This is a genomic window from Kitasatospora sp. GP30 (genome assembly GCF_029892145.1).
Taxonomy (GTDB): Bacteria; Actinomycetota; Actinomycetes; order Streptomycetales; family Streptomycetaceae; genus Kitasatospora; species Kitasatospora acidiphila.
Map to the genome: position 1 here is coordinate 47,090 of NZ_JARZAH010000005.1, position 24,738 is coordinate 71,827.

Annotated in this window: 14 protein-coding genes and 1 pseudogene; 5 read left to right on the forward strand and 10 right to left on the reverse strand. The window is 72.8% G+C overall.

What is annotated here, in order from left to right; genetic code table 11:
- The first annotated feature begins 59 nt into the window (after positions 1–59).
- From P3T35_RS10220 to P3T35_RS10230, 3 genes are all read left to right on the forward strand, one after another.
- Positions 60–1,742: an NAD(P)/FAD-dependent oxidoreductase gene (locus tag P3T35_RS10220; protein WP_101384402.1), complete on the forward strand. Its 1,683-nt coding sequence runs from the start codon at positions 60–62 to the stop codon at positions 1,740–1,742.
- A gap of 335 nt (positions 1,743–2,077) precedes the next feature.
- Positions 2,078–2,752: a Type 1 glutamine amidotransferase-like domain-containing protein gene (locus P3T35_RS10225; protein WP_101384403.1), complete on the forward strand. Its 675-nt coding sequence runs from the start codon at positions 2,078–2,080 to the stop codon at positions 2,750–2,752.
- 93 nt (positions 2,753–2,845) lie between these two features.
- Positions 2,846–3,700, forward strand: coding sequence for an alpha/beta fold hydrolase (locus P3T35_RS10230; protein WP_101384404.1), 855 nt, complete (start codon positions 2,846–2,848; stop codon positions 3,698–3,700).
- A 399-nt stretch (positions 3,701–4,099) separates the two neighbouring features.
- Here P3T35_RS10230 and P3T35_RS10235 read toward each other — a convergent pair whose 3' ends face one another.
- From P3T35_RS10235 to P3T35_RS10245, 3 genes and pseudogenes are all read right to left on the reverse strand, one after another.
- Positions 4,100–4,948: an NADP-dependent oxidoreductase gene (locus P3T35_RS10235; protein WP_280705399.1), complete on the reverse strand. Its 849-nt coding sequence runs from the start codon at positions 4,946–4,948 to the stop codon at positions 4,100–4,102.
- Positions 4,941–5,043, reverse strand: a pseudogene (locus P3T35_RS10240) (IS5/IS1182 family transposase); the annotation flags it as partial. The gene P3T35_RS10235 and the pseudogene P3T35_RS10240, both read right to left, overlap by 8 nt.
- A gap of 348 nt (positions 5,044–5,391) precedes the next feature.
- Positions 5,392–7,782, reverse strand: coding sequence for a PQQ-binding-like beta-propeller repeat protein (locus tag P3T35_RS10245; protein ID WP_101384407.1), 2,391 nt, complete (start codon positions 7,780–7,782; stop codon positions 5,392–5,394).
- 526 nt (positions 7,783–8,308) lie between these two features.
- On the opposite strand from P3T35_RS10245, the gene P3T35_RS10250 reads away from it, so the two are divergent.
- Both P3T35_RS10250 and P3T35_RS10255 read left to right on the forward strand, forming a co-directional pair.
- On the forward strand, positions 8,309–9,160 hold the full coding sequence (locus tag P3T35_RS10250; RefSeq protein ID WP_101385562.1) for a class I SAM-dependent methyltransferase: 852 nt from the start codon (positions 8,309–8,311) through the stop codon (positions 9,158–9,160).
- Between the two features lie 62 nt (positions 9,161–9,222).
- Positions 9,223–17,361, forward strand: coding sequence for a type I polyketide synthase (locus tag P3T35_RS10255; protein ID WP_348533405.1), 8,139 nt, complete (start codon positions 9,223–9,225; stop codon positions 17,359–17,361).
- Between the two features lie 92 nt (positions 17,362–17,453).
- Here the strand turns inward: P3T35_RS10255 and P3T35_RS10260 are convergent, their stop codons facing one another.
- The 7 genes from P3T35_RS10260 to P3T35_RS10290 all read right to left on the reverse strand — a co-directional run bounded on the left by P3T35_RS10260 (position 17,454) and on the right by P3T35_RS10290 (position 24,729).
- Positions 17,454–18,827 (reverse strand): hypothetical protein, encoded by a 1,374-nt coding sequence (locus P3T35_RS10260; RefSeq protein WP_280705403.1) that lies wholly within the window; start codon positions 18,825–18,827, stop codon positions 17,454–17,456.
- A gap of 36 nt (positions 18,828–18,863) precedes the next feature.
- Entirely contained in the window at positions 18,864–19,718 is an 855-nt protein-coding gene (gene ddaH / locus P3T35_RS10265; RefSeq protein WP_101384408.1) for a dimethylargininase, read from the reverse strand.
- A 122-nt stretch (positions 19,719–19,840) separates the two neighbouring features.
- Positions 19,841–20,185, reverse strand: coding sequence for an NIPSNAP family protein (locus P3T35_RS10270; RefSeq protein ID WP_101384409.1), 345 nt, complete (start codon positions 20,183–20,185; stop codon positions 19,841–19,843).
- Between the two features lie 46 nt (positions 20,186–20,231).
- On the reverse strand, positions 20,232–20,480 hold the full coding sequence (locus tag P3T35_RS10275; protein WP_101384410.1) for an acyl carrier protein: 249 nt from the start codon (positions 20,478–20,480) through the stop codon (positions 20,232–20,234).
- The gene (locus P3T35_RS10280) at positions 20,477–22,351 is read right to left on the reverse strand and encodes an HAD-IIIC family phosphatase (protein WP_101384411.1); all 1,875 of its coding nucleotides are present in this window, start codon (positions 22,349–22,351) and stop codon (positions 20,477–20,479) included. The genes P3T35_RS10275 and P3T35_RS10280 overlap by 4 nt, the downstream gene beginning before the upstream one ends.
- A complete protein-coding gene (locus P3T35_RS10285) occupies positions 22,351–23,385 on the reverse strand; it encodes a 3-oxoacyl-[acyl-carrier-protein] synthase III C-terminal domain-containing protein (RefSeq protein WP_101385565.1) in 1,035 nt (344 codons plus the stop codon). The genes P3T35_RS10280 and P3T35_RS10285 overlap by 1 nt, the downstream gene beginning before the upstream one ends.
- A 24-nt stretch (positions 23,386–23,409) precedes the next feature.
- Positions 23,410–24,729: a cation:proton antiporter gene (locus P3T35_RS10290; RefSeq protein ID WP_280705413.1), complete on the reverse strand. Its 1,320-nt coding sequence runs from the start codon at positions 24,727–24,729 to the stop codon at positions 23,410–23,412.
- Between the last annotated feature and the right edge of the window lie 9 nt (positions 24,730–24,738).

A 24,738-nucleotide genomic window follows, 5' to 3' on the forward strand; every position in this document is an offset into this window, starting at 1 on the left:
CCGTTGCGGCGCCGTTCACTCCAGGGCAACCGTTCTCACCCCGAGAGAGGGGTTCTGCCATGGACCAGGAACCTGCCAGATCGACCACCCAACTCCCCACTACCACCCGCACCGGACTGCCGGACAGGCTCGGCCTCGCCTTCCGGCTGGAGGGCGAGGCCCGACGGCGTGGGATGCCCGTCGCCGAGGTCGCCGCCGAGCGGGCCGAGCGGGCCGAGCGAGCCGAACGGGCCGAACGGGCCGAACGGAAGCTGAACCGCCGTCAGTTGCTCGCCGCAGGCGCCGGCGCGGCGGCAGTCGCCTCGCTGCCCGCCGCCACCCGCGCGGCCGCCGCGCCGAACTCCGCCACCGCGCCGCGCATCGTGGTCGTCGGCGCAGGCCTGGCCGGGCTGCGCTGCGCGCACCAGCTCTGGACCGGCTCGCGGCCGCTCGCCGCCACCGTCTACGAGGCCGACACCACCCACCTCGGAGGCAGGTGCTGGTCGCTGCGCGGCTTCTTCGCCAACGACATGGTCAGCGAGCACGGCGGCTCGTTCATCAGCTCCACCGATACCGCCGTGCTCCGGCTCGCCGCCTCCTTCGGCCTCAAGACCGAGTACGCCAACGGCGGTTCGCTCGACTCGGGCACCTATGCCGGCTGGCTCAACGGCGCGCGGTACGACGGCCCGCAGCAGCAGAACGACTGGGTCGCCGAGGCCTACACCGCCTTCGCCGCCTCCTACGCCGCCATGGGTACCCCGCGCTGGAACAGCGCGACCGCCGAGGCGCAGCGGCTCGACCGGCTCTCCTGCCTCGACTACCTGGCCGAGATCGGCCTGCCCACCGGTTCCGCGCTGAGCCAGCTGATCCAGTCCATCCAGTTGCAGGGTGGCGGCGAGGCCGCGCAGTCCTCGGCGATCGGCGTGATCGGCTTCCTTGGCGGCTCCTCGACCTTCGACGGCGTGCCCGGCTTCGACGAGAAGTACCACCTCGTCGGCGGCAACGACCAGTTGGTCAGCCGTATGGTCGCCCAACTGCCCGCGGGCGCCGTGCAGCAGGGCTACCAGCTGGTCGCGGTGGTGCGCAACGCAGACGGTAGCTACACCTGCACCTTCGACCGCACCGCCGGCGGCCCACCGGTCTGCGTCCCGGCCGACCACCTGGTCCTCGCCCTGCCGTTCAGCACCCTGCGAGCGGTGGACCTGACCAGGGCCGGCCTGACGCCGCTGAAGCTGCAGGCGATCCAGCAGCAGGGGATGGGCCAGAACGCGAAGCTGGTCACCCAGGTGCAGGCGAAGACCTGGCCCGCCCTCGGCTACAACGGCGTCAGCAACACCGCCCCGAGCGGCTACCAGACCGCCTGGGACGGCTCGGTCCAGCTGGGACGCAACGGCGGCCCGGCTCTGCTGGTCAACTTCCCGGGTGGGAACACCGCGCGCTCGGTCCTCACCGGTGCTGCCCACGGCCCGGCCCCGGCCGCCGACGTGGACTGGTTCCTCAGCCAGATCGAGCAGGTCTACCCCGGGACCACAGCCGCCTTCAACGGCCTCGCCTACGAGGACCACTGGTCGCTCGACCCCTGGCACCTGGGCTCCTACCACTACTACGGCGTCGGGCAGTACACCACGATCGCCGGTTACGAGGCCGTCCAGGAGGGCCGGATCCACTTCGCCGGCGAGCACACCGACGTCGACAACGCGACCCTCAACGCGGCCGTGGCGTCGGGGGAGCGGGTGGCGGCGGAGATCACGGCACAGGTCTGAGCCCGCGGGTGCTTCGACCTGCCCCACCGGGCCCCGTGAGTCCGTTCGGGCGTACCCGTAGCCGTGCCGGTAGCCGACACGCAGACCCAGCCCTCGCCCGCTGCCCGAACTGACCAGGTGCGAGACACTGTTGCGGAACCTGTCGATCAAGCGGACCCGCAGATGCTGATGGCTTCTGACGACCCGTCGGCACCGCTGCCGACCGAGCTGAGCGCCGCTGGATGACCCAGCAGCGTGTGCTCAGGGCCGAGCCGTGGCGCACACGACCTTGGCCCGGCCATGGCCCGCTGTTAATGTCGCTCATCACTTTCATTGTGGGATCAGGGCGGGGTGTGATGAAGTTTCTCCTTACCGACTCCGGTGTCAGGAACGCAAGCGTGCTGGCGGCGCTGGTCGATCTCCTGGGCAAGCCGATAGCCGAGGCCAGCGCCCTGTGCATCCCCACCGCGGGGTACGGGGGCCCGTACGGGGATCCGGGCGGGCCGTGGCGTTTCGTCAGTGGACAGTCCCCCAGTCCCATGACCGGGTTGGGGTGGAAGTCGGTGGGTGTGCTGGAGCTCACCGCACTGCCCAGCATCGGCAAGGAACGCTGGGTCTCCTGGGTCCGAGAGGCAGACGCCCTGCTGGTGAACGGCGGCGACGCGCTGTACCTGTGCCACTGGATGCGGGAGTCCGGACTGGCCGACCTCTTCCCCTCGCTGCGTGACACGGTCTACGTAGGGCTCAGCGCCGGGAGCATGGTGCTGACTCCCCGCATCGGCGAGGAGTTCGTCGGCTGGAAGCCGCCCACCGGTGACGACAACACGCTGGGAGTCGTCGATTTCTCCATCTTCCCGCACCTCGACAGCCCGGATTGTCCGGAGAACACGATGGCCGAGGCGGAACGCTGGGCCGCCAAGATAAAGGGTCCGGCGTACGCCCTCGACGCTCAGACCGCCATCAAGGTGACCGACGGCGAGGTCGAGGTCGTCTCCGAGGGCCACTGGAAGCTGTTCAACCCGGCATCATGAACATCGACCCGTCCTCGTCGAGCCGGACGTGGGGCGGCGTCGGCGATGCAGGGTAGCGTGGCCACGGTCACGCACCTGCGCGGGAGGTTGACGATGCACTCGCCGGTCCATTCGTTCCGCACACCCGAAGGCGTCACGCTCGGGGTCGAGCACTTCGGCGATGCGGCGGCGCCCCTCATGCTGCTCGCGGGCGGCACGACCATGCTGTCGTGGCCCGACGCGCTCTGCGAGTCGCTCGCGCGCGGCGGACGTCACGTCGTGCGCTACGACCTGCGCGACTCCGGCGCGTCGACAACCGTAGACCCCGAGGCGCCCGCGTACACGCTCCGGGATCTCGCCGCCGACGCGGCCGCGCTCGCCCGCGGACTCGCCGACCGGCCGGCGCACCTAGCGGGCATCGGCGTCGGCGGGATGGTCGCCCAAGTCGCCGCGCTCGACCATCCGGACGCGTTCTCGGCGCTCACCCTCGCCGGGACGCGGCCCGTCGCCCCCGGCCCGGTCGACAACGATCTGCCCGACCACGACAAGGAGGTCATGAAGCTACGGTTCGCGCTCCCGACGCCCGACTGGTCCGACCGCGCTGCCGTGGCGGAGTTCGCCGCCGCCAGAGCGGAGATCCTCGGCGACGATCCCGCCGCGGCACGCGCGACCGCCGAGCGCGTCTTCGACCGCACGCCGGGCACGGAGCCCGCGGTCCAGATGGCCAACCAAGTGGGCATGGTGTTCTCCAAGCTCGACTGCGAGCCGCGGTGGCGTGAGCGCCTGCCCGAGTTCGCGATACCGGCGCTCGTGGTGCACGGTCGTCACAACCGGTTCTTTCCGGTCGGCAACGGCGAGGCGCTCGCGCGCGAGATCCCCGGTGCGCGGCTGCTGGTGCTCGAACAGGCCGCGACCGCGATCCCCGACGCGGCCGCCGATGAGGTCGCCGCGGCGATGCTCGCGCTCTAGCCTCCGCGTTTCGGTTGGGTTCGGCTGACCTGGGTTGACGGTGGTAGCGATGCCTCGTCGGCCAGTTGTTGGCTCGGGGCAAGGCGAGGGTCCGGCGCGGTGGTCGGTGTCTCCGTGGGTCCTCGGTTGGTGAGCGGGTAGGACGGTCGTATCGGCCCAGGCGGGTGATGGGCGCTTACTGGCGGGGAACCCCGGAGGTCATCCTGGGACATCTCATGGGTCGGCCGCTGGTGCCGGATGAGACGGACGTCTACTACCGAGAGCTTGAGAGAGCCCGGCCGGACGGTGTCGATGGCCTGGGCGAGTTGGGCCGATGCCCGGGCAGCCGCGGTGGTCGTGGCCTTGGCGTGACTGAGCTCGCGAGGCTCGTCCGGCGTGGCTGCCGCGTCGGCGACGTTGTCATGGGACGGTAATGACGACCTTGCCCCGGATGTGCTTGCTCGCGAAGTCGGACACCGCCTGCGGGGCGTCGGTGAACGGGTAGGTGGCGCCGCTCTCCACCCGCAGCCGCCCGTCGGCCGCGCGGGCGGCCAGGTCCTCCAGGTCGCCGGGCTCGGCGGTGAAGCTGCCGATGTAGACGCCGGTGACTCCCCGGCCCAAGTCCTGCGGCCCGAAGAGGGGGGAGACCAGCCGGCCCCCGTCACGGACCGCGCGGGCCGTGGTGGAGAGCGCGTCACCGCGATTGATCAGGTCGACCACCACATCCACCCCGTCCGGGACCTGGCGTAGCGTCTGCTCCGCGACGTCGCCCGCCTTGTAGTCGACGGTGCCCTGTGCACCGAGCCCGCGCACGTAGTCCGCGTCCTCAGAGGTCGCGGTGGCGATCACCTTGGCGCCGAGCGAGGCGGCAAGCTGTACCGCGTACAGGCCGATACCTCCCGTCGCACCGACCACCAGCACGCTCTCCCCGGCTGCCAGGCCGACCGCGCGCAGCAGGCACGTGGCCGTCATCCCGGACTCGGGGATGGCTGCGGCGTGCGGTGCGGCGAGGCCGGCGGGCCGCTTGGCGAGGTGCGGGCCCACCGCGACCACGGTGTACTCGGCGACGGCCCCGGCTTGACCGGCGAAGGCGAGGACCGGGTCACCCGGCGCGTAGGCCGTCACCCCTTGACCGAGTTCGGCGACGGTGCCCGCGGTGTCCATTCCCACGACGAGGGGGTGCTCGACGGGGAAGATGTCCTTCATCGCACCCGTGATCAGCGCGAGGTCCAGCGGATTGAGGGCTGCGGCTTCCACCTTGAGCAGCACCTCGCCGGGACCTGCGACGGGCTTCGGGAGGTCGGTGACGATGACGCCGTCGAGCGTCGTGTACTCGCGGGCTACGAGAGCCTTCATCCGGGACTCCAGTCGGGGTGTCGGGGCGTCAGCACGGAACAGTCCGCGTTCACTTCTACACCCTGGCGCCCCCGAACCCAGGCGAGCGGCGTCGGTGGCGCGCGGCGATGGCATTCGTTCCGGTGCTTCAGCGACCTCAAGCTCGGCGGCCTGGCACCGGTGCGTCGGGTCATGGGCAGCAGGAAGGATCATGCGATCACTGGCCGGGCATGGTCCGGCTCGCCTGGAGCATCTGCAACAGACTCGCAGAGGCGTTGGCCAGGCCGTTCCGGTCGCCGGCGGCGAGCGTGACCACGCCGTCGACGGTCAGGCTGTAGGAGCCGTCGTGCGAAGTGCCGGCCTCGTCAGAAGTACTACTAGACGGCCGGGAGGGCGTAGACGTGCTGCCCCTGGGCCGCGACGAGGATCTTGCCGTCGGTGCCGAACTGCCAGTCGAGAGTGTCGGTCAGGCCGGTCTGGAAGGTCCAGATCACCTTGTGCGCGTTGGTGTCCACCGCGTGGATGCCCTTGTTCGGGGTGGCCACGAAGAGGGTGGTGCCGACGATGGCCGGGGAGACTGACATCGCGGCCTCGTCGGGCAGTTGGAGGCGCCAGAGCTCGCTGCCGTCGGTGGCGCGGTACGCGAACAGGGTGGGCGGGGTGGCGGGGGAGTACGACTGGCCGCCCGGGAAGCTGAACGACTGGCCACCGAGCACCGTATAGAGTACGCCGTCGGCCACGGCCCCGGGGCTGTACCAGTACTTGCTGCCCGGGCCCGGGTTCTTCACCCAGCTCTGCCGGCCGGTGGCGATGTCCACTGCCTGGATGCCGCTGCCCGCCACCGAGCAGTAGACCCGCTGGCCGTCGGCGATCGGCTGGTAGTAGCTGCCGCGGTTGTCCGTCTCGGCGAACCAGAGCTGTGCGCCGTCCTTGGTGGAGCGGGCGACGAGGTTCTTCCGTGAGTCGGTGTAGAGGATCGTCCCGGCGGAGAGCAGGGAGTTCACGTAGTTGTCGGCCTTGGCCTGGCGGCGCTGGGTCCAGACCACCGTGCCGGTCCTGCGGTCGAGCGCCATGATGCCGGGGGTGAGGGTGGCGTTGGCGTCGGGGAAGCCGTTGGCGTCGAGCGGTATGAACGAGCACGTCGCGTAGACGGAGTTGTCGTCGGCGGCGAGCACCTTGTCCGGGGCGATCTGCTCGGTGGCGCCGGGCGGCGTCTTCGCGTCGAATTTCCAGAGCACCGCACCGGTCGGGGCGTCGGCCGCCACCAGGTCGGTGATCGAGCCGTAGGCGAGGGTGCTGCCGCCCACCGCGAGGTAGTCCGAGGCGGCGTCGGGCGCGGTGAACCGCTCTTTGCCGTCGGCAAGTTGGAGGGCCGTCAGGCCGTCACCGCCGAGGTAGACCAGCTCGCCGGAGCAGAGCGGCCCGGCCTGGCCGAGGGAGTTGCTCGCAAGCTTGTACTGCCACAGCGGCTCGGGCGGGAGGCCGGGGGTACGGGGGCGGGCGCTGGTGGCGCCCGGGGTGGCGGGCGTGGTCGGTTTCGCGGTCGGGGACGAGGGCTTGGAGTCGCCGTTCAGCGCCCAGGCCACGGCCCCGCCTACGGCTGCAAGGACGGCTGTGCCGCCGCCCGCAAGCACCATGCGGCGCGAGGGCCCGGCCTTGGCGGGGGTGGGGGTCGGGGAGACGGGCGCACCGAAGCCCGCCGGGGCAGCCCCGCCTGCGGCCCCGGGTGCGCCAGCGGCACCTGCACCTGCCGCCCCGCCAGCCCCGAGCAGCATGGTGCCTGGAGCTGCCGGATTGTCGGTCACCGTGGGTGGGTGGGGGGCATCCCGGCGGGGGTCCGCTGCGGGGACGGGGTTGCCGCGGGCCGGGGTCTCCATGTCCATCACCTGGGCCGCGTGGGCCGCGATCTCGGCGGAGAGTTCGGCCGGGAGCCAGGCGGCGCGCGCGAGTTGCTGGCCGGCGCCCAGGAGGGCGGCGAGTTCGGCCGGGGTGGGGCGGTCGGCGGGGGCCTTGGCGAGGCAGGCGGAGATCGCCGGGCGCAGGTCGTCCGGGAGGCCGTCCAGATTCGGCGCATCGTGCAGGACGCGATAGAGGAGGGCGGGCGTCGAGTCCGACTCGGTGCTGAACGGGCCGTGCCCGGTCGCCGCGTACACCAGCACCGCGCCCAGCGCGAACACGTCCCCCGGCGGCCCAACCGGCGCCACGCCGCTGGCCTGCTCGGGGCTCATGAAGCCCGGCGAGCCGACCACCCGCCCGGTGCTGGTGAGCCTTGCACCCTCCAGCGCCCGCGCGATCCCGAAGTCGATCACCCGGGGCCCGTCGGTGGCCAGCAGGACGTTGGAGGGCTTGAGGTCCCGGTGGACGATCCTGGCGGCGTGGATCGCGGTGAGTGCCTCGGCCAGCCCGGTGCCGAGCGCCCGGACGGAGTCGGCGGGCAGCGGGCCGTGAGAGGCCACGGCCTCGGCAAGCGAGGGCCCGAGCACGTATGAGGTGGCCAGCCAGGGAATCGGCCCGTCCCGGTCGGCGTCCACCACCGGCGCGGTGTACGTCCCGCTGACGGCCTGGGCGGCGGCCACCTCACGACGGAAGCGGTCGCGGAACTCCTGGTCCTCCGCCAGCTCGGCCCGGACCACCTTCACCGCGACGGTCCGGCCCCCGGTCGAGCGTGCGAGGTAGACCCGGCCCATGCCGCCGGCCCCGAGTCTGGCGATCAGCCGGTACGGGCCGACGCTCTCGGGGTCGACGGGCGCCAACGGCTGTACAGGCATGGCAAGCAACTCCCCCGTGACGGTGCGGCGCGACGTGCTCCGGCCCGTCGAAGGGAGGAGAGCGCCAGCTGAACGGGGAGATCGTACGGCTTGAAGAGGAGCTACCAGAAGTTGTCGGGTGGCCCATGTCCGCTCTTCCGGGCGCTCGTTGAGTAGCCCTTGGGGAAGACTCCGCCGCGGGTGGTGTCGGGTGATCCATGTGAGCGGATCGAGCCGCTGCTGCCCCGTCGGCAGCAGGGGTCTCAGGTTCTCGGGCGTCCGCCGCTGGCTGATCGCGGGCGGTGATCGACGGTTCGCCCCGCCAGGCCCGTCGGGGCAGCCCAGAACAGGTCTGAGCCCGGTCGACCGCACGCCGCCGGGCTCGAAGAACCACATGATCAGCGGGGTGGCGGCACCCCGCCGGCCATCACCCTGACCGGCGGCAACCGGCAGGCTTCCAGCATCGAATGAGCGGGCCGTCGACCTGACCGAATGTCAGACTGTGCGGGAGAACCAATCGAACGTGCGAATCACCAAGGAGACCCCGGTGGCTTCTGACGAATCGTCGGCATCGCTTCCCGTCGAGTTGGACGCGGTGCCCGAGACAGCGCTCTGGACGCTGTACCAGCGTGCCGTCGAGGCCCGGCGGCCGGAGCCGCTGCTGGACGACCCCAAGGCCGTGGAACTGGTCGACCGGATCGACTACCCGTTCGAGGAGCGGTTCGGCACCAGCACCCTCCAGGCGCAGTTGCAGGCGTTGCGGGTGGCCTGCTTCGACCGGGAGGTGGCGGACTTCCTGGCACGGGAGCCGCGCGGCACGGTGGTCTGCCTGGGGGAGGGGCTGGAAACCCAGTACTGGCGGGTCGACAACGGGCGGGCCCAGTGGCTCACCGTCGACCTGCCCGAGTCGGTGGCGCTGCGCGAGCGGCTGCTGCCGCCCGGACCGCGCCAGCGCTACCTGGCCGCCGACGCCACCGAGTTGGGCTGGACCGACGAGGTGGACCGCAGCCGCGAGGTCCTGGTGACGGCGCAGGGCCTGTGCATGTATCTCCAGCCGGCTCAGGTGCGGGCCCTGATCGCCGGGTGCGCCGAGCGGCTCCCGGGGGGCTCGCTGGTGCTGGATGCCGTGCCGCGCTGGTTCGCCCGGCTGGTCCGCGACGGCAAGCTGCACACCTCCGGCTACCAGGTGCCGCCGATGCCGTGGGGGATGGACGCGGGGGAGCGGGCGAAGCTGCGCACCGCCAGTCCGGCTGTGGTGGGTGTGCGGGACGTCCGTCCGGCGGGCGGGCGGGGGCTGGTCGGCGCCCTGCTGCCACTGGTGCTGGCCTTTCCGCCGCTGGCGAACCGTCGCCCCTCGGTCACCGTCCTGGAGTTCGCCGAGCAGCCCGACCCGTCGTAGCCGGGGCTCCGGCAGGGATCGACGAGAGCGGATCAAGGATCGTGAGAGGTCGGAGCGAGGGCGTGAGCGACGGAGTGCGGTATGACGATCTGCTCAGGCCGCTACCGGAGTTGTTGAGGAGGCATGCCGAGCGGTCGCCGGATCGGGTGGCGTTCCGCGACTCCTCACGCGCCGTCAGCTACGCCGAGCTGGAGCGCCGCACCAGGCGGTTGGGCGGGGCGCTGGCCCGGGCCGGGGTTCGCCGCGGCGATCGGGTCGCGCTCTGCCTGGGCAACTGCGTGGAGATGGTCGAGGGCTGCCTCGCCGTCCTGCGGGCGGGGGCGATCGGCGTTCTGCTCAACCCCCGCTCCGCCGAAGCCGAACTCGACCACTTCCTCCGGGACAGCGGCGCGTCGGCCATCATCACCGACCCCGCGCATCTCGCCCAGGTGCAGCGCCTCGGCCCCGAGCACCGCGACCTGCACGTCCTGCTCACCGGCACGGGCCCGATCCCGGCGGATGCCCCCGACAGCACCGTCCTCTTCCGCACCGCGGCCGAGACCGACGGGTCCGAGCCGCCGGACGACCTGGGGCTCGACGAGCCGGCCTGGCTGCTCTACACCTCCGGGACCACCCACCGCCCCAAGGGCGTGCTCTCCACCCAGCGCAGCGCACTGTGGTCGGTGGCGGCCTGCTACGCGCCGATCTTCGGAATCTCCCCCGAGGACCGGCTGCTGTGGCCGCTGCCGCTGTTCCACAGCTTCGGACACTCCCTCGCGATCCTCGGCACCACGGCCATCGGCGCGAGCACCGCGATCACCGGCGAGCTCCTGACCCCCGGCGACCTGTGGCGCGAACTGCGCACCCCGGACGACGACCTCGGCGGGCCGTTCACCGTCCTGGCCGGCGTCCCCACGACGTACCACCAGTTGGTGTCCTCGGCGCCGGACGCCCCGTTCCCCCGGGCGCGGCCTGGCCTGCGGCTCTGCGTCACCGCGGGCGCGCCGTGCCCGCCCGCGCTGCGCAGCGCGGTCGAGGAGACGCTCGGCGTGCCGCTGCTCGACGCCTACGGCAGCACCGAGACCTGCGGCGCGATCGCGGTGACCCGGCCGACCGGCCCCCGGGTCGACGGGTCCTGCGGAGCGCCGGTGCCCGGCATCGAGGTCCGCGTGGTCGACCCGGACAGCGGCGTCGACGTCCACGCGGGCGGCGAGGGGGAGCTGTGGGTCCGCGGTCCGAACCTGATGACGGGCTACCACAACCAGCCGGAGGCAACGGCTGCCGCGCTGCGCGAGGGCTGGTACCGGACCGGGGACCTCGGCCGCCGGGTCCGAGACGGTCACCTCGCCCTCACCGGCCGAGTCAGCGAACTGATCATCCGGGGCGGCGAGAACATCCATCCCACCGAGATCGAGCACGTCCTGCGGCGCTGTCCAGGCGTGCGGGACGCCGTGGTCCTGGGCATGCCGCACGCCGTCCTCGGCGAGGTCCCGGTCGCCTTCGTGGTGCCCGGCCCGGACGGCCTCGACCCGCGGCGGGTGCTCGACGCCTGCCGCTCGCAACTGGCGGAGCACAAGGTCCCCGTCGAGGTCCGCGAGATCGCGGCCGTCCCGCGCACCCCGTCCGGCAAGATCATCCGCCACGCGGTCCGCACCGGCCCGGCCTCGGCGCCGAGCCCGGCCGCAGCCGACGGAGCCCTGTACCGCGGGCTGCTGCCGCTGCCCCAGGAGGAACGGGAACGCGCGCTGTGCGAGGCGGTGTGCGCCGAGACGGCACGGGTCAGCGGATCCGTGCCGGCGGACCGGCTCGACGCGGACACCTCCTTCGCGGACCTCGGGCTCACCTCCCTCGGCGCCATCGAGCTGATCGGCCGGCTAGCGGCGGCGACCGGGCTGAGCCTCCCGACGGCACTGGTCTTCGACCACCCCACCCCGGCCGCCGTCGCCCGGTACCTGCGCACCGAACTGTTCGCCGCCACACCCGCGACCGCGGCCGCACCACGGGCCGCCGGGCGGGACGTGGCGCACGACCAGGACCCGGTGGTGATCGTCGCCATGGCCTGCCGCTACCCCGGGAGCGTGCAATCCCCGGAAGGGCTCTGGCAGTTGGTGTCGCAGGGCGCGGACGCGATCTCGGAGCTGCCGGTCGACCGGGGCTGGGACCTGGCTGCCCTCTACGACCCCGACCCGGACCGCATCGGCTCCTCCTACACGCGCAGCGGCGGATTCCTGCACCAGGCCGCGGAGTTCGACGCGGGCCTGTTCGGCATCTCGCCGCGCGAGGCGCTCGCCATGGACCCGCAGCAGCGGTTGCTGCTGGAGATCTCCTGGGAGGCGTGGGAACGGGCCGGCATCGACCCGGCGTCGGTGCGCGACAGCGACACCGGCGTCTTCCTCGGGGTGATGTACGGCGACTACGCGGACCGCTTCACCCAGCACGAACTGGAGGCCCATCTCGCCCTGGGGTCGGCCGGCAGCGTGGCCTCCGGTCGCCTCTCCTACGTGTTCGGCCTGTGCGGGCCGGCGATCACCATCGACACGGCGTGCTCCTCCTCGCTGGTCGCGGTGCACCAGGCGGCCGAAGCCCTGCGCTCGGGCGCGTGCTCGCTGGCCCTGGCCGGCGGCGTGACCGTGATGGCGACCCCGAAGCCGTTGGTCGCGTTCAGCCGCCAGCGCGCGCTGGCGCCCGACGGCCGCTGCAAGTCGTTCTCGTCCACGGCTGACGGCACCGCCTGGGCCGAGGGCGCCGGGGTGCTGCTGCTGGAGAAGCTGTCCGACGCCCGCCGCAACGGACACCCGGTGCTGGCCGTGCTGCGCGGCTCGGCCGTCAACTCCGACGGCGCGTCCAACGGCCTGACCGCGCCCAACGGCCACGCCCAGCAACGCCTGATCGAGCGGGCGCTGGCCGACGCCGGGCTGCGCGCGCACGAGGTGGACGCCGTGGAGGCGCACGGGACGGGAACCGCGCTCGGCGACCCCGTCGAGGCGCGGGCGCTGCTCGCCACCTACGGCCAGGGCCGGGGGCCGGCGGAGCCCCCGCTGTGGCTGGGCAGCATCAAGTCCAACCTCGGACACACCCAGGCCGCCGCCGGAGTCGCCGGGATCATCAAGATGGTTCAGGCCATGCGGCACGGCGAGTTGCCCAGGACCCTGCACGTGGCGGCACCCACGCCGCACGCCGACTGGTCCTCGGGCCGGGTCGAGCTGCTGACCTCCGCCCGGCCGTGGCCCGCGCCCGCCGGCCGGCCGCGCCGCGCCGGCGTGTCGGCCTTCGGAATCGGCGGCACCAACGCGCACGTGATCATCGAGGAACCGGCCGCCGACTACCGCGCGCCGCAGCAGGCACCCGCGCCGCCGGAGGGGCCGGTGGCAGTGCCCTGGCTGGTCCGCGGAGCAGACGAGGCGGCCCTGCGGGCCCAGGCGCGGCGGCTGGCGGACCACGTCGCGGCCCGGCCGGGCCTGTCGTCGGCGGACCTGGGCTTCTCGCTGGCGGTGTCGAGGGCGGCGCTCACGCACCGGGCGATGGTGCCGGCCGCGGGCCGCGACCGCATGCTGGCCGGGCTCCGGGCGATCGCCGACGGCACCTCCGGCGCCGGGGCGGTGGCGTGCCTCGCCGACCCGCGGATCCGCACCGCCTTCCTGTTCACCGGACAGGGCGCCCAACGCGCCCGGATGGGCGAGGAGCTCCGGGAGGCGTTCCCCGCGTTCGCCGCGGCCTTCGACGAGGTCTGCCGGCTCCTGGACGCCGAACTGGACCGGCCGCTGCGCACGGTGATCCGCGCCGAGCCCGGCTCGCCGGATGCCCTGCTCGACCGCACCGACTTCACCCAGGCCGCCCTGTTCGCCTTCGAGGTGGCGCTGTTCCGCCTGGTGGAGTCCTGGGGCGTGCGGGCCGACTTCCTGGCGGGGCACTCCGTGGGGGAGTTGGCGGCCGCGCACGTCTCGGGCGTACTGGACCTCCCCGACGCCGTGCGCCTGGTCGCGGCGCGCGGGCGGCTGATGCGGGCGCTGCCCGAGGGCGGGGCGATGGTGGCCCTCGACGCGGCGGAGCACGAGGTGCTGCCCGAACTCGCGGGCGTGGCCGACCGCGTGGCGATCGCCGCGGTCAACGGGCCACGCGCCGTGGTGATCTCCGGCGCGCAGGACGCGGTACTCGCCGTCGCGGCCGGCTTCGAGGCCCGCGGCCGCCGCAGCACGCGGCTCAAGGTCGGCCACGGCTTCCACTCGCCGCTCATGGACCCGGTGCTCGACGAATTCCGGCGCGTCGCCGAGACGTTGGAGTTCCGACCGCCGCGGATCCCGCTGGTCTCCACCGTGACGGGCCGTCGGGCCGCGCCCGAGGAACTGGGCTGCGCGGACTACTGGGTGCGGCACGCGCGCCTTCCCGTGCGGTTCGCCGAGGCCGTGGGATGGCTGGGCGGCAACGGGGTCGAGGGTTTCCTGGAACTCGGCCCGCAGCCCGTGCTCACCGCCTACGCGCAGTCCTGCTCGGCCCCGCAGGACGGCGGCGGCCCGGTGTTCGCCTTCGCGGCCCGTGACGGCGAGCACGAGCCCTCGGCCCTGCTGTCGGCCGTGGCCCGGCTCCATGTGCGGGGCGCCGGCGTCGACTGGCCCGCGGTGTTCGCGGACCGCGGGCTGCGGCGCGTGGAGCTGCCGACCTACGCCTTCCAGCGTCGACGGTACTGGCTGGACCCGCCGCGCCCGGCCGTGGCCGAGCCGGCCGCCGGGGAACACCCCCTGCTGGGACCGCCGTTCGAGGTCCCCGGCACCGGGCACACGGTGCTGTCCGGCCTGCTGTCGGCGGCCGCCCAGCCGTGGCTCGCCGACCACGTCGTCGGCGGCACGGCACTCGTGCCGGGGACGGCGTTCGTCGAGATGGCCGTGCGCGCCGGCGACGCGGCCGGCTGCGGCACGCTGGAGGACCTCGTGATCCTGCGGCCGCTCGCGCTGCCCGCCGCAGGGGTGCTTGTCCAGGCCGTGGTGGGGGAGGCCGACGGATCCGGTCGGCGCTCCATCGAGATCCACGCGCGACCGGTGGAGCCCACCACGGCCGGGTGGACGCTGCACGCCACCGGCCTGCTCGCCCGGACGTCCGAGCCGGAAGCGGTACCGCAGGAGCACGGCCTCACCCAGTGGCCGCCGCCCGGCGCCGAGCAGATCGGGCTCACCGGCGCCTACGAAGCCGCCGCGGAGCGCGGTCTCGCCTACGGCCCCGCCTTCCGCGGCGTGCGCGCGCTGTGGCGACGCGGCGCAGAGGTGTTCGCGGAGGTCCGCCTTCCCGAGCCGTGGACAGCCGAGGGGTACGGCATCCACCCCGCGCTGCTGGACGCCGCCTCGCACGCCTCGCTGCTCGCCGCGCCCGCCCAGGGACCGGACACGGCCGGCGCCAGGGTGCCGTTCCAGTGGAGCGGCGTGTGCCTCCATGCCGCCGCGGCGTCGCAGCTGCGGGTACGGATCTCGCCGGTCGGCGGGGCCGGCCCCGACTCCGAGCACGGCACGCTCTCGCTGACGCTCGCCGACCCGGCGGGCCGCCCGGTGGCCCGCATCAACTCCCTTGCCACCAGGGAGCTTCCGGCCGGGCAGCGCCGCCTCGAGGGCGACATCGCCGAGCGCGCCCTGCTGCGCCCCGACTGGCTCCCCGTTGTATTGCCCAGCGGTGCGCGGCAGTTGGAGAGCTGGACGGTCCTCGGGTCGGACGAGTTGAACCTCGCCGCCTTCGTCCCCCTCGCACGTCCGTCCGTCCACGCGAACGCCGCGGCCCCGCCCGGCCACTTGGCGGTCGCCGCCGTCGGTTCAGGCACGGATCACGGCCCGCTGGCCGACGTCCACCGGCTGACCGCGAAGGTGCTCAAGGCCCTGCAGGACTGGCAGGGCGACCCGGACACCGCGGGCTCGCGGCTCGTCGTGGTGACGCGGGACGCCACCGCTGCCGTGCCCGACCTGGCCGGAGCCGCGGTCTGGGGGCTGGTGCGCACCGCACAGTCGGAGCTGCCGGGGCGCGTCATCCTGATCGACGTCGACGCGGACCCCGCCTCCCTGCGACTGCTGCCTGCGGCGGCCGCCTCCGGCGAGCCCCAACTGTCCCTGCGTGCCGGGCGGGCGACGGTGCCACGGCTGGTCGGCGTCCCGGCAGCGGTCCACCCGCCCGAGCCGTGGGCGGCCGAGACCGCGGCGCCGCGCCGCTCCGGCGCCTTCGACCGGGACGGCACGGTGCTGATCACCGGCGGCACCGGCGCACTGGGCGCGGACTTGGCCGGACACCTGGTCGACGCGCACGGGGTCCGCCACCTGCTGCTGGTCGGGCGGCGCGGCCCGCACGCACCAGGCGCCGACGCCCTGCGCGCGACGCTGGCGGAGCGGGGCGCGCAGGTCGGCATCGTCGCGTGCGACACGGCCGACCGGGCCCGGCTCGCCGAGGTGATCGAGCAGTGCGACCCCCCGCTGACCGCCGTTGTGCACGCCGCCGGGGTCCTGGACGACGGAGCGCTGGCCGTGCTGTCCCCCGAGCGGCTGGCGGCGGTCCTGCGCCCGAAGGCGGACGCGGCCTGGCACCTGCACGAGCTGACCCGCGACCGGAACCTGTCGGCCTTCGTGCTGTTCTCCTCCGCCTCGGGCGTGCTGGGCCGGGCGGGCCAGGCCAACTACGCCGCGGCCAACTCGTTCCTGGACGCGCTCGCGCAGCACCGGGCCGCAGCCGGCCTGCCCGCCGTCTCGCTGGCGTGGGGCCGGTGGGGCCACGCCACGGGCATGGGCGCGCAGCCGACCCAGGACGGCGGGCACGCGAGGTCCGGCGATGTGGTCCGGGCATTCACCCCCGCACAAGGACTCGCCCTGTTCGACGCGGCGCTGCGGACCGGCGATCCCGTGCTCGCACCGATCCTGCTGGACCGGGCCGCGCTCCGCACCGCCGCAGGGCCGCTACCGGCGCCGCTGCGCGAGCCGGCGCACCCGGGCCGGCCCGCCGCCGAAGCGCGGAGCAGCACCACCGAACCGCTCCCGAGCGCGCAGGAGGGCCCGGAGCCCGGGGTGTGGCGCACGCTTCTGGCCGGGCTGCCCGTCGAGGAGCGCGGGGCCGCACTCTCCGAACTGCTGCGCGGCGATGTGGCCGAGGTGCTCGGATACTCCGGCGCGCACACCCTGCCCGCCGGCAAGACCCTTGCCGAACTCGGCTTCGACTCCCTGACGGCGGTTCAGCTCCGCAACCGGCTGAGCACGGCGCTGCGCCTGAGGCTGCCCGCGGCCGTGGTGTTCGAGCACCCCGCGATCGAGGACCTCGCCCGCCACCTGCTCGACCTGCTCGACGACCTGCCCGGTGGTGCACCACGGGAACGGCCCGTACCGCCCGCCGGCCGTCCCGCGCAGACGCTCGCATCCCTGTACCGCAGGCTCTGCGGGCTGGACCGGGCGGTGGCCGCGATGCACCTGGTGGTCGCGGCGTCCTCGGCCGCCGCGACGTTCGACGTCTCCACCGCAGCGGAGCACGCCGTGCCGCCGCTGCGACGGGCCGAGGGCCGCGCCGATGGCCCGGTCGTGGCCTTCTTCGCCGACTACCGTCCCGTCCCCGCATTCCCGGGTGGCGGGTTCGCGGCCCTGCACACCTGCTTCGAGGGGGAGTGGGACGTCCTGGAGTTCCCGCACCCGGGCATCGGCACGGGCAGCGCCGTCCCGGCCGACCGGGAGGCGCTCGCCCGGGTCCACGCCGAGACGTTGCGGCGGCACGTCGGCGACCGGCCCGTCATCCTGGTCGGTGCCTCCGCCGGAGGCGCCGTCGCGCACGCCGTGACCCGGCGCCTCGAATCCCTGGGATCGGCCCCCGTCGGGCAGGTGCTGATCGACACGTATCTCGTCCACGAGGGCAACCGCTCCACGGAGTGGTTGGCCGCCCTGGCCGCCCTGGCCGCCTCGCCGGGGCCGCGCCCCGACGGTGACGGGTCGACCGGTGACGAGGACGCCGCCCTCGCGGCCATGGGTGCCTACACCGGGCTCTTCATGGACTGGCGGCCGGAGCCCGTGGACACCCCGACCCTGTTCCTCGGGGCCGCGCAGCCGACCCCTCTGATGGCGGCGCGTACGGAGGGCGACGCCTGGCGCACGTCCTGGCCGCTGCCGCACGACCGCGTCGACGTGCCCGGCGACCACGTCTCCCTGCTGCGGGAGCACGCCACCACCACGGTGACCGCGATCCGCGCCTGGATCGGCGGCCTCGGCCTCGGCCTCGGGTGACCGTCGACTTCGCCGAGTGATCCGACCGGGCTGCCCGGCGACAGGGGCCGGCCGGCCACCCCCGGGAGGGTGGACGGCCCGCCCCGCGCCCGTCAGGCCGTTTCGTCCGGCCCGAGCTCGTGCAAGCCGGTGCCGGCATACGCCCCGGAGGCCGTGTTCACCACGCCCGCCCTGGATTCCAGCGTGGTGCCGCGCGCATAGATGCCGCCGAAGCCGCGCTGCGCCCCGAAGATCCCCCAGACCAGCAGCCAGGGCACCAACTCGCCCTGCTCGTCCGGAAAGTACTCGGTCAGCGGGTCGACCCGGCGCTGGATCAGGTACGGGCCGTCCAGCCCCGCGGTGACCTGCTCGCGCCAGACCTCCGGCGTGACCTGCTCCTCCCAGCCCAGCAGCACGCCCTGGCCGCCGTGCAGCAGGGTGGGCTTGAGGACCAAGTCCTCCTGATGGGCCAGCACGTAGTCGAGCATCTCGACCAGCTCGCCGTTCTCCAGGGTGACCTTCCCCGGACGCAGCATCCTGGTCCAGGGCAGGATCCGGTCCAGACTCACCCTCTCCTCCTCGGTGAGGAGGTGGCGGTTGCCCTCGTCGGAGAGCATCGCCAGCGCACCCTTGCTGGCGAAAGCCTCCGACTCCATCGGTGTGAAGATCTTGACCTGGCCGGCCGCGGCGGCGTCCAGCACCGGGTCCAGCAGTGCGACGGCTTCCTCCGACTCCAGCAGGTCCTCGATCAGGAAGAGCCGGTGGATGATGTCCACCTTCAGCTCGCCGAGCCAGACGGCGCCGTCGCGCACCTCCAACTCGCCGACGTGGCAGCCGTGCACGTCCATGCCGCGGGCCCGCCAGTGATCCACCGTGAGGGCGATGTACGGCGCCAGGTCGACGTAGCTGGACGGCCAGTCGGCGATCACCACGACCGGGTCGTCGTCGGGCGCGAAGCCGGACTCCGCCACGATGTCGTGCAGCTTCTCGGCGGTGAAGTCGGCGTAGCCGAGCCGGTGCTCCTCGGCGAACTCCCGCATCAGCGGGTGCTCCAGGAGCGCCCGGGACATCTCGCCGACGTCGATGCCGCCCAGCGCGCTGCCCATGTTGTACTCGAGGAGCTTGAAGCCCGACTCGTCCACGTACATGTCGGCGCGGATCTGCTTGGTCACCGCGGCGCCCCTGCTGCGCAGGATCGCCGAGACCTGCACGTCGTTCATCCCGACCGCCCGGGCGAAGGCCCCCAGGTCCCCGTCGAAGAGGCGCTCCGGCAGGCTGGTCAGCGCGGTGTGCAGGTTCTCCAGGTCGGCCTGCAGCCGCACCCGCTCCTCGTAGCCGAGGAAGAGCGGGCGGGAGAGGAACCTGCCCCGGTAGAAGGCGACCAGCATGTCGTTGTCGGGCTGGTTGCCGATCAGTTCGGATGCGACAGCGCCGTGTTCGCGGACGCCGTCCAGGAAGCTCGCCGTCAGTTCAGCGCGATCCGTCACGGTAGTGGCCTTTCACAAGCGGGGTGTCTGCGAGGTTCAGCGGTCGCGGAGTTCGAGGGTGCAGCACTTGACGCTGCCGCCGGCCAGCAGCAGTTCGGACAGGTCGACGCCGATCGGGTTGAAGCCGCGCGCCTTGAGCTGCTCGATCAGGCCGGAAGCCGCCTGCGGGAGCAGCACGTTGTAGCCGTCGCTGAAGGCGTTGAGGCCGAAGACGGCGGCGTCGTCGGCGGTGGCCAGCACCGCGTTCGGGTAGAGCTCGCGCAGCACGGCCTGGCTGCCCGGGGTGAACGCCTCGGGCCAGTACATGATTTCGGTGTCGGAGAGCACCGAGAGGGCGGTGTCCAGGTGGTAGTGGCGGGGGTTGACCAGGGTCAGGCTGGTGACCGGCAGGCCGAAGAACTCCTGCGCCTCGTAGTGCGAGCGCTGGTCGGTGCGGAAGCCGGTGCCGGCCAGGATCCGGCGCCCGACCGGCAGGTAGTCGCCCTCGCCCTCGTTGATGAACTCCGGCCACAGCAGGTCCTGGTAGCCGTTGTGCTGGAACCAGGAGAGGTAGGCCGGGCCTTCGGCGGTGCGCTCCATGTGCCGGAACCGGGCAGCCAGCACCTTGCCGTCCACCACGGTGGCGCCGTTGGCGGCGAACACCATGTCGGGCAGGCCGGGCAGCGAGTCGATCACCTCGACGGTGTGGCCCAGCGATGCGTACAGCTCGCGCAGCCGCTCCCACTGGAGCACCGCCAGGCCGGTGTCGACCGGCTTCTCGGGGTGCATCCAGGGGTTGATCGAGTAGTACACGTCGTAGTGGTTCGGACGGCACATCAGCAGCCGGCGCGGGACGGCTGTTCTGGTGGCGGAGGCCTCGCGGTCGGCTCCGATGACGTCGGTGTACGGCATTCCTGGTTCTCCTCAGCTGTGGGACGAGCCGGCGGGTAGTGGCTCGTCTGCGACAGGGCGGCGGCCCTGGGCCGTGACCGGGCCGAGCCTCCTGTGCGGGGCCCGGCCCGGGTCCGGTCGGTCTAAGCCCGGTCGGCCTGGATGCCCTTCAGATCGGTGGACAGGTCACCGGTCAGCGGAGCGACCGCGGTGTGGTAGTCCGCGATCATCTCGGTGATCTTCTTGTCGTAGTTGTCCTCCCACTCGGCGCTCGCGTAGAAGGCCTCCTGGAGGGAAACCCGCTGCTCCTCGGAGGGGAAGCTGCGGATCAGGTAGTAGCCGTCCTCGGTGTTGAGCGCGGGGCCGAACGCGATCACGTTGATGCCCCAGCGGCGCATCATCGGGATCGTCTCCTCCCGGCTGACCCGGTCGAACTCCTCACGGGTGCCCGGCTGCACGGTGAAGAGACGGATCTCCAGCAGGCTCATGGTGCTCTCTTTCCTTCGTCATCTGATGATGCGTCAGATATCCAGGTCAGCTGTTCAGGGTGGCGGCCACCAGGGCCGCCATGTCCTCGACGGTCCGCACGGCCTGGAAGGCCCGCAGCTCCAGGCGGACGCCGAAGGCGCTCTCCAACTGCGCCAGCGCCTCCAGCATGGCCAGGCTGTCCCAGTCGTGACTGGCCAGCACCGGCTGCGCCGTGAGCGCTTCCGGCTCCTGGTTCAGCACCTCGCTGAGCACTTCGAGCACCTCGGTGCCGACCGACTCGACGGTGTTCCTCATGGCTGCCGCTCCTCGCTCTCGATGGTCTCGGCGCTCTCGGTGCTCTCGGCGCTCTCGACAAGGGTGATCCAGGACGGGGTCGGGTCCGGGGCCTTGCCCGGTGCGAAGGCGAAGTGCCCGTCACCGTCCGGCACGAATCCCGCCTTCTCCCAGAACCCCGCCGCCACACCGTTCTTCGCCGAAGGGGTGAAGCGGCCCTCCAGCACCTCGGCCCCGGCCTGCGCGGCCAGCGCGGCGAGCCGTCCCGCGATCGCGAACTCGACACCGCGGGACAGCACCCGGCAGCTCAGCACCAGGTTGAGCACGCTCCAGCGCTCCGCGGTCCGCTCCAGCCAGACCGCACCCACCAGGCCCTCGTCCCCGAACCGGTCGGTGACCGAGACGGTGAGCGCCAACCGGTCCGGGGCGTCGATCATCGCGATCGTGGCCGCCTCGTCGAACCGGACCCCGGTCAGGTTGAACTGATTGGTTCGGGCCGCGAGTTGAGCGGCCCTGGCAACAGTGAACCGGGTCACCGGCTCGACCGCCACCCTCAGATCCAGCGCCTTCAGGTAGTCCTCCGCCTTGCTGAAGCCGCCGGAGAAGTCGTTGCGCAGACTGCGCGCCCGGTAGAGCTCGGGCCTTTTCAGATCCGTGCCGGTCAACTCGACCACATCGAACCAGCCGTGCCGCACCAGCGAGTCGACCAGCTGGGCCGGCTCGCCACTGGAGTCGATGATGGCGACCTCGGGCAGCTCGGCCGCCACGCTGCCGCGCTCGAAGTCCGAGTCGTCCATGAAGACGAACGAGTCGGTGCTCAACCCCAGCGTGTCGGCGGCCTTGTGCAGATTGCCCGCCTTCGGCGCCCAGTTGACCATGCTGACCGAGAAGGCCTCCGGGCGCAGCAGCACCGCCGGGTGCCGGCTGAGCGCCTCCTCGACCGGGCCGGGGTCGTTCTTGCTGGCCAGTACCAGAACCACGCCCTGCTCACGCAGCCGGCTGACGGTCCGTTGCAGATCCTGGAAGCTCTTGCCCGGGTAGAGCCCGCCGAGTTCGACGCCCTCCGAGCCGACCTCGCCCAGGACCCCGCCCCAGAGGGTGTTGTCCAAGTCGAGCGCCAGCACCTTCTTGGACAGCCCCGAGCGGGCCTGCGCGATCCGCCGCACCTCGCTGGCGAGGATCAGCAACGCCCCGTCGGTGTAGGGCAGATCGGCGTACTTGTGCAGGCGCTGGTCACGGGCGGCCACCGACGACTCGGCGAGCAGCCCGACCAGGTCGACGACCTGCACCTGCGGGTGCTCCTCGGCGAGTGCCAGCAGCCCGGCGTTGAGCCGGTGCCAGAGCCTGGTCAGCGCGTTCCTGGTCCGCAGGCTGATCACGGTGTCGCGCAGTGAGCGCGGCAGCGGAACGGTGTGCAGGACCAGGGTCGCCTCGGTCCCGCGCAGCGCCGCGCCGACCAGTCCGCTCAACTGGGCGAGCCGCTCTTCGAGATAGGGACCGGCGGCCTCCGGCGCGGTGACGTCCAGGTCGTCCGGAACGAAGTAGGACTCGTCCAGCAGGCAGAGCAGCAGGTCGGCGGCGTGGTCGAAACCGCCGGTGGCCAGGGTGAGTTCGAAGGTCCCGTACGGGGCGACCTCGATCGCCGGCAGTGCTCCGGCGCCCACCAGGCAGGCGCGCAGCAGGGGTTCGAGCGGGCCGACGGTGCAGGCGGCGACCACCGAGAGCCGCACCGGCCGCAGTCTGCCGTCCGGGTCAGTCAGCCGGGCTAGCGCCCGGCCGGCCTTGCGCAGCACGCTCGGATCGTAGGTCTGGGCCAGCGCGAGGCGCAGGTCGGGGCTGGGAGCCGTGCCGGCGGCGACGGCCGCCTTGAGTGCGTCGACGAGTTCGGGCATCAGATCCTGACCAGGGTGCAGTACCAGCGCATGCCGATGGAGATGCCGATCAGCGCGACCAGGTCGCCGGAGACCAACTCGCCGCTGCGGGTGTACTCGGCGAGCGTCACCAGGTGGTCGGCCGCGCCCATGTGGCCGTGCTGGGCGGCGACTTCGGCGCTGGTGCTGCTGATCGGGACGCCGAAGACCTCGGCGATCTCCTCGAACGAGCCCTGGTTGTCGTTCAGGTGGATGATCTTCTTGATCGACGAGCGCTCGACCCCGGCCTTCGCACAGGCCTGGTCGGTCACCTCGACCAGCCGCTGGTTGAGCGCGGTGACGAAGGTCTGCAGCCCCTTCGGGTCGGTGCGGAAGTGGTCGACCACCGCCTCAAGGCCGTTGGCCTGGGTCTGGGAGGACCAGTCGGCCGGCGCGACCGGCGCCACCTCGCCGCCGAAGTCGGTGCGGAACCAGTCCGCCACGTCCGGGTCGGTGAACTGGACGGTCGCCAGCCAGCGGCCGAACTCGTGGCCGCGGCGCAGGATCACGGCCGACGCGCCGTCGCTGTGGATGGAGTTGTTTACCCGCATCCGGTTGCGGTGGTACTCGCTGACCCGGTTGACCGCGACGAACAGGATGTTCTGCAGGCTCGGGTCGGTGGCGAACAGGCCGGCCACGTTGCCCAGACCTGTGACGCCGGAGACGCAGCCCTCCATGAGCAGCAGGTTCGGCTTGAGCCGCACCCCGATCTCGCGGGCCAGCGCCGAGGAGGCGTCCCAGTTGAGGTAGCCGGGCACGTCGGAGAGCGCCAGCACGACGTAGTCCACGTCGTCGACGGTCAGTCCGGCGTCCTCGATGGCGTTGCGGGCCGCCCGGGCGGACAACTCGATCGCCGTCACGTCCTCGGGCGCCCGGTGGAAGGTCTGGTAGCCCCACTGGAGCACCCGCTCGGGGTCGTCCACGAACTCGGTGAGCACCTCGGCTTCGACCTTCTGGTCGGCGCCGAGCGAGTAGCCGAAGCCCGCGATACCGAAATCGGCGAATTGGTTCGTCATCGTCATCTCTCTGTCCTCAGCCGTTCACACGGTCTGCTTCTCGGGGACGGCCGGCCCGAACTGGGCGGTCCGTCGCAGCTGTTCCATCGGGGTCAGGTCGATCCGGGCCATCGCGAACCGGAGGACCGGGGGTGCCATCAGCGAGGTCACCACGGCGACCAGGACGATCACGGTGTAGGTCGCGGAGTCCAGCACGTGCAGGCGCAGCCCGACCATCGCGATCACCACCTGGACCACACCGCGGGCGTTCATGCCCGCGCCGAGCGCCAGCGCCTCCCAGCGCCCGAGCCGGCTGGTCCGGGCCCCCAGGTAGGCGCCGCCGAACTTGCCCACCACGGCGACCAGCAGGGCCGTCAGCGCCATCAGGGCCACCGTCGGGTGGGCCAGCGCGGTCAGGTCCATCCGCAGCCCCGCCGAGGCGATGAAGACGGGCGCCAGCACCGCGAGCGTCACGGTCCGCAGCGGCGCCAGCAGCAGCGGGCTCACCGCCCCGGTCGCCGTGACGGTCACCCCGCAGACGAAGGCGCCGAAGATGGGTTCCAGCCCGAGCGCCTGTGTCCCCGCGGCCGACAGCAGGACCAGCACCGCCGTGATGCCGACCACCGTGCCGGTGCCGCCGTTGCGTTCGGCCCAGCGGTAGAGGCGGCCGACCAGCAGCCGCCCGGCCAGGGCGGCGAGCAGCACCACGGCCGCCAGCGAGGCCACCGAGCGCACCACGTTGGCGCCGCTGACCCCGGTGGTGGCCATCGCGGTGACGACGGACAGCAGCAGCCAGCCGACCGCGTCGTCCAGCATGCCCGCGGTCATGGTGAGTTGGCCGATGTCGCGGTGGAGCAGGTTCATGTCCAGCAGGGTCTTGGCGATCACCGGGATGGCGCTGACGCACATGGCCACGCCCAGGAAGGCCGCGAAGGTGGTCCGGCTGCTGTGCGGGGCGAGCAGCGAGGCGGGCAGCAGCAGGCCGAGACCGACGCCCAGGCCGAGCGGCAGCAGCAGCCCGGCCGCGCTGACCCGGGCGGCGGTCGTCCCCTGCTTGCGGACCAGTGTGAAGTCCAGGTGGCTGCCGCTCACACCCACCAGCAGCAGCACCCCCAACTGGCCCACCGCGTCGAGCATGTGGACCTGCTCGACGTTGTGCGGGAAGAGCCACCCGGCCAGCCCGGGGGAGAGCGACCCGAGCACCGAGGGGCCGACCAGCACCCCGGCGCAGAGCTCGCCCGCCACCGCCGGCCAGCCGAGCCGCACCGCGAGGCGCCCCAGCAGCACCGCCAGCGTCAGCAGCACCCCGAGCTGGAGCAGCAGCACCAGCAGCGGGTGGGCGCCGATCGGGGCGATCGGCGCCACGGCGGCCAA

Coding starts and splice junctions, on each gene's coding strand:
- P3T35_RS10220 (WP_101384402.1), top strand. CDS start 60: ATGGACCAGGAACCTGCCAGATCGACCACCCAACTCCCCACTACCACC.
- P3T35_RS10225 (WP_101384403.1), top strand. CDS start 2,078: ATGAAGTTTCTCCTTACCGACTCCGGTGTCAGGAACGCAAGCGTGCTG.
- P3T35_RS10230 (WP_101384404.1), top strand. CDS start 2,846: ATGCACTCGCCGGTCCATTCGTTCCGCACACCCGAAGGCGTCACGCTC.
- P3T35_RS10245 (WP_101384407.1), bottom strand. CDS start 7,782: ATGCCTGTACAGCCGTTGGCGCCCGTCGACCCCGAGAGCGTCGGCCCG.
- ddaH (WP_101384408.1), bottom strand. CDS start 19,718: ATGCCGTACACCGACGTCATCGGAGCCGACCGCGAGGCCTCCGCCACC.
- P3T35_RS10270 (WP_101384409.1), bottom strand. CDS start 20,185: ATGAGCCTGCTGGAGATCCGTCTCTTCACCGTGCAGCCGGGCACCCGT.
- P3T35_RS10275 (WP_101384410.1), bottom strand. CDS start 20,480: ATGAGGAACACCGTCGAGTCGGTCGGCACCGAGGTGCTCGAAGTGCTC.
- P3T35_RS10280 (WP_101384411.1), bottom strand. CDS start 22,351: ATGCCCGAACTCGTCGACGCACTCAAGGCGGCCGTCGCCGCCGGCACG.
- P3T35_RS10285 (WP_101385565.1), bottom strand. CDS start 23,385: ATGACGAACCAATTCGCCGATTTCGGTATCGCGGGCTTCGGCTACTCG.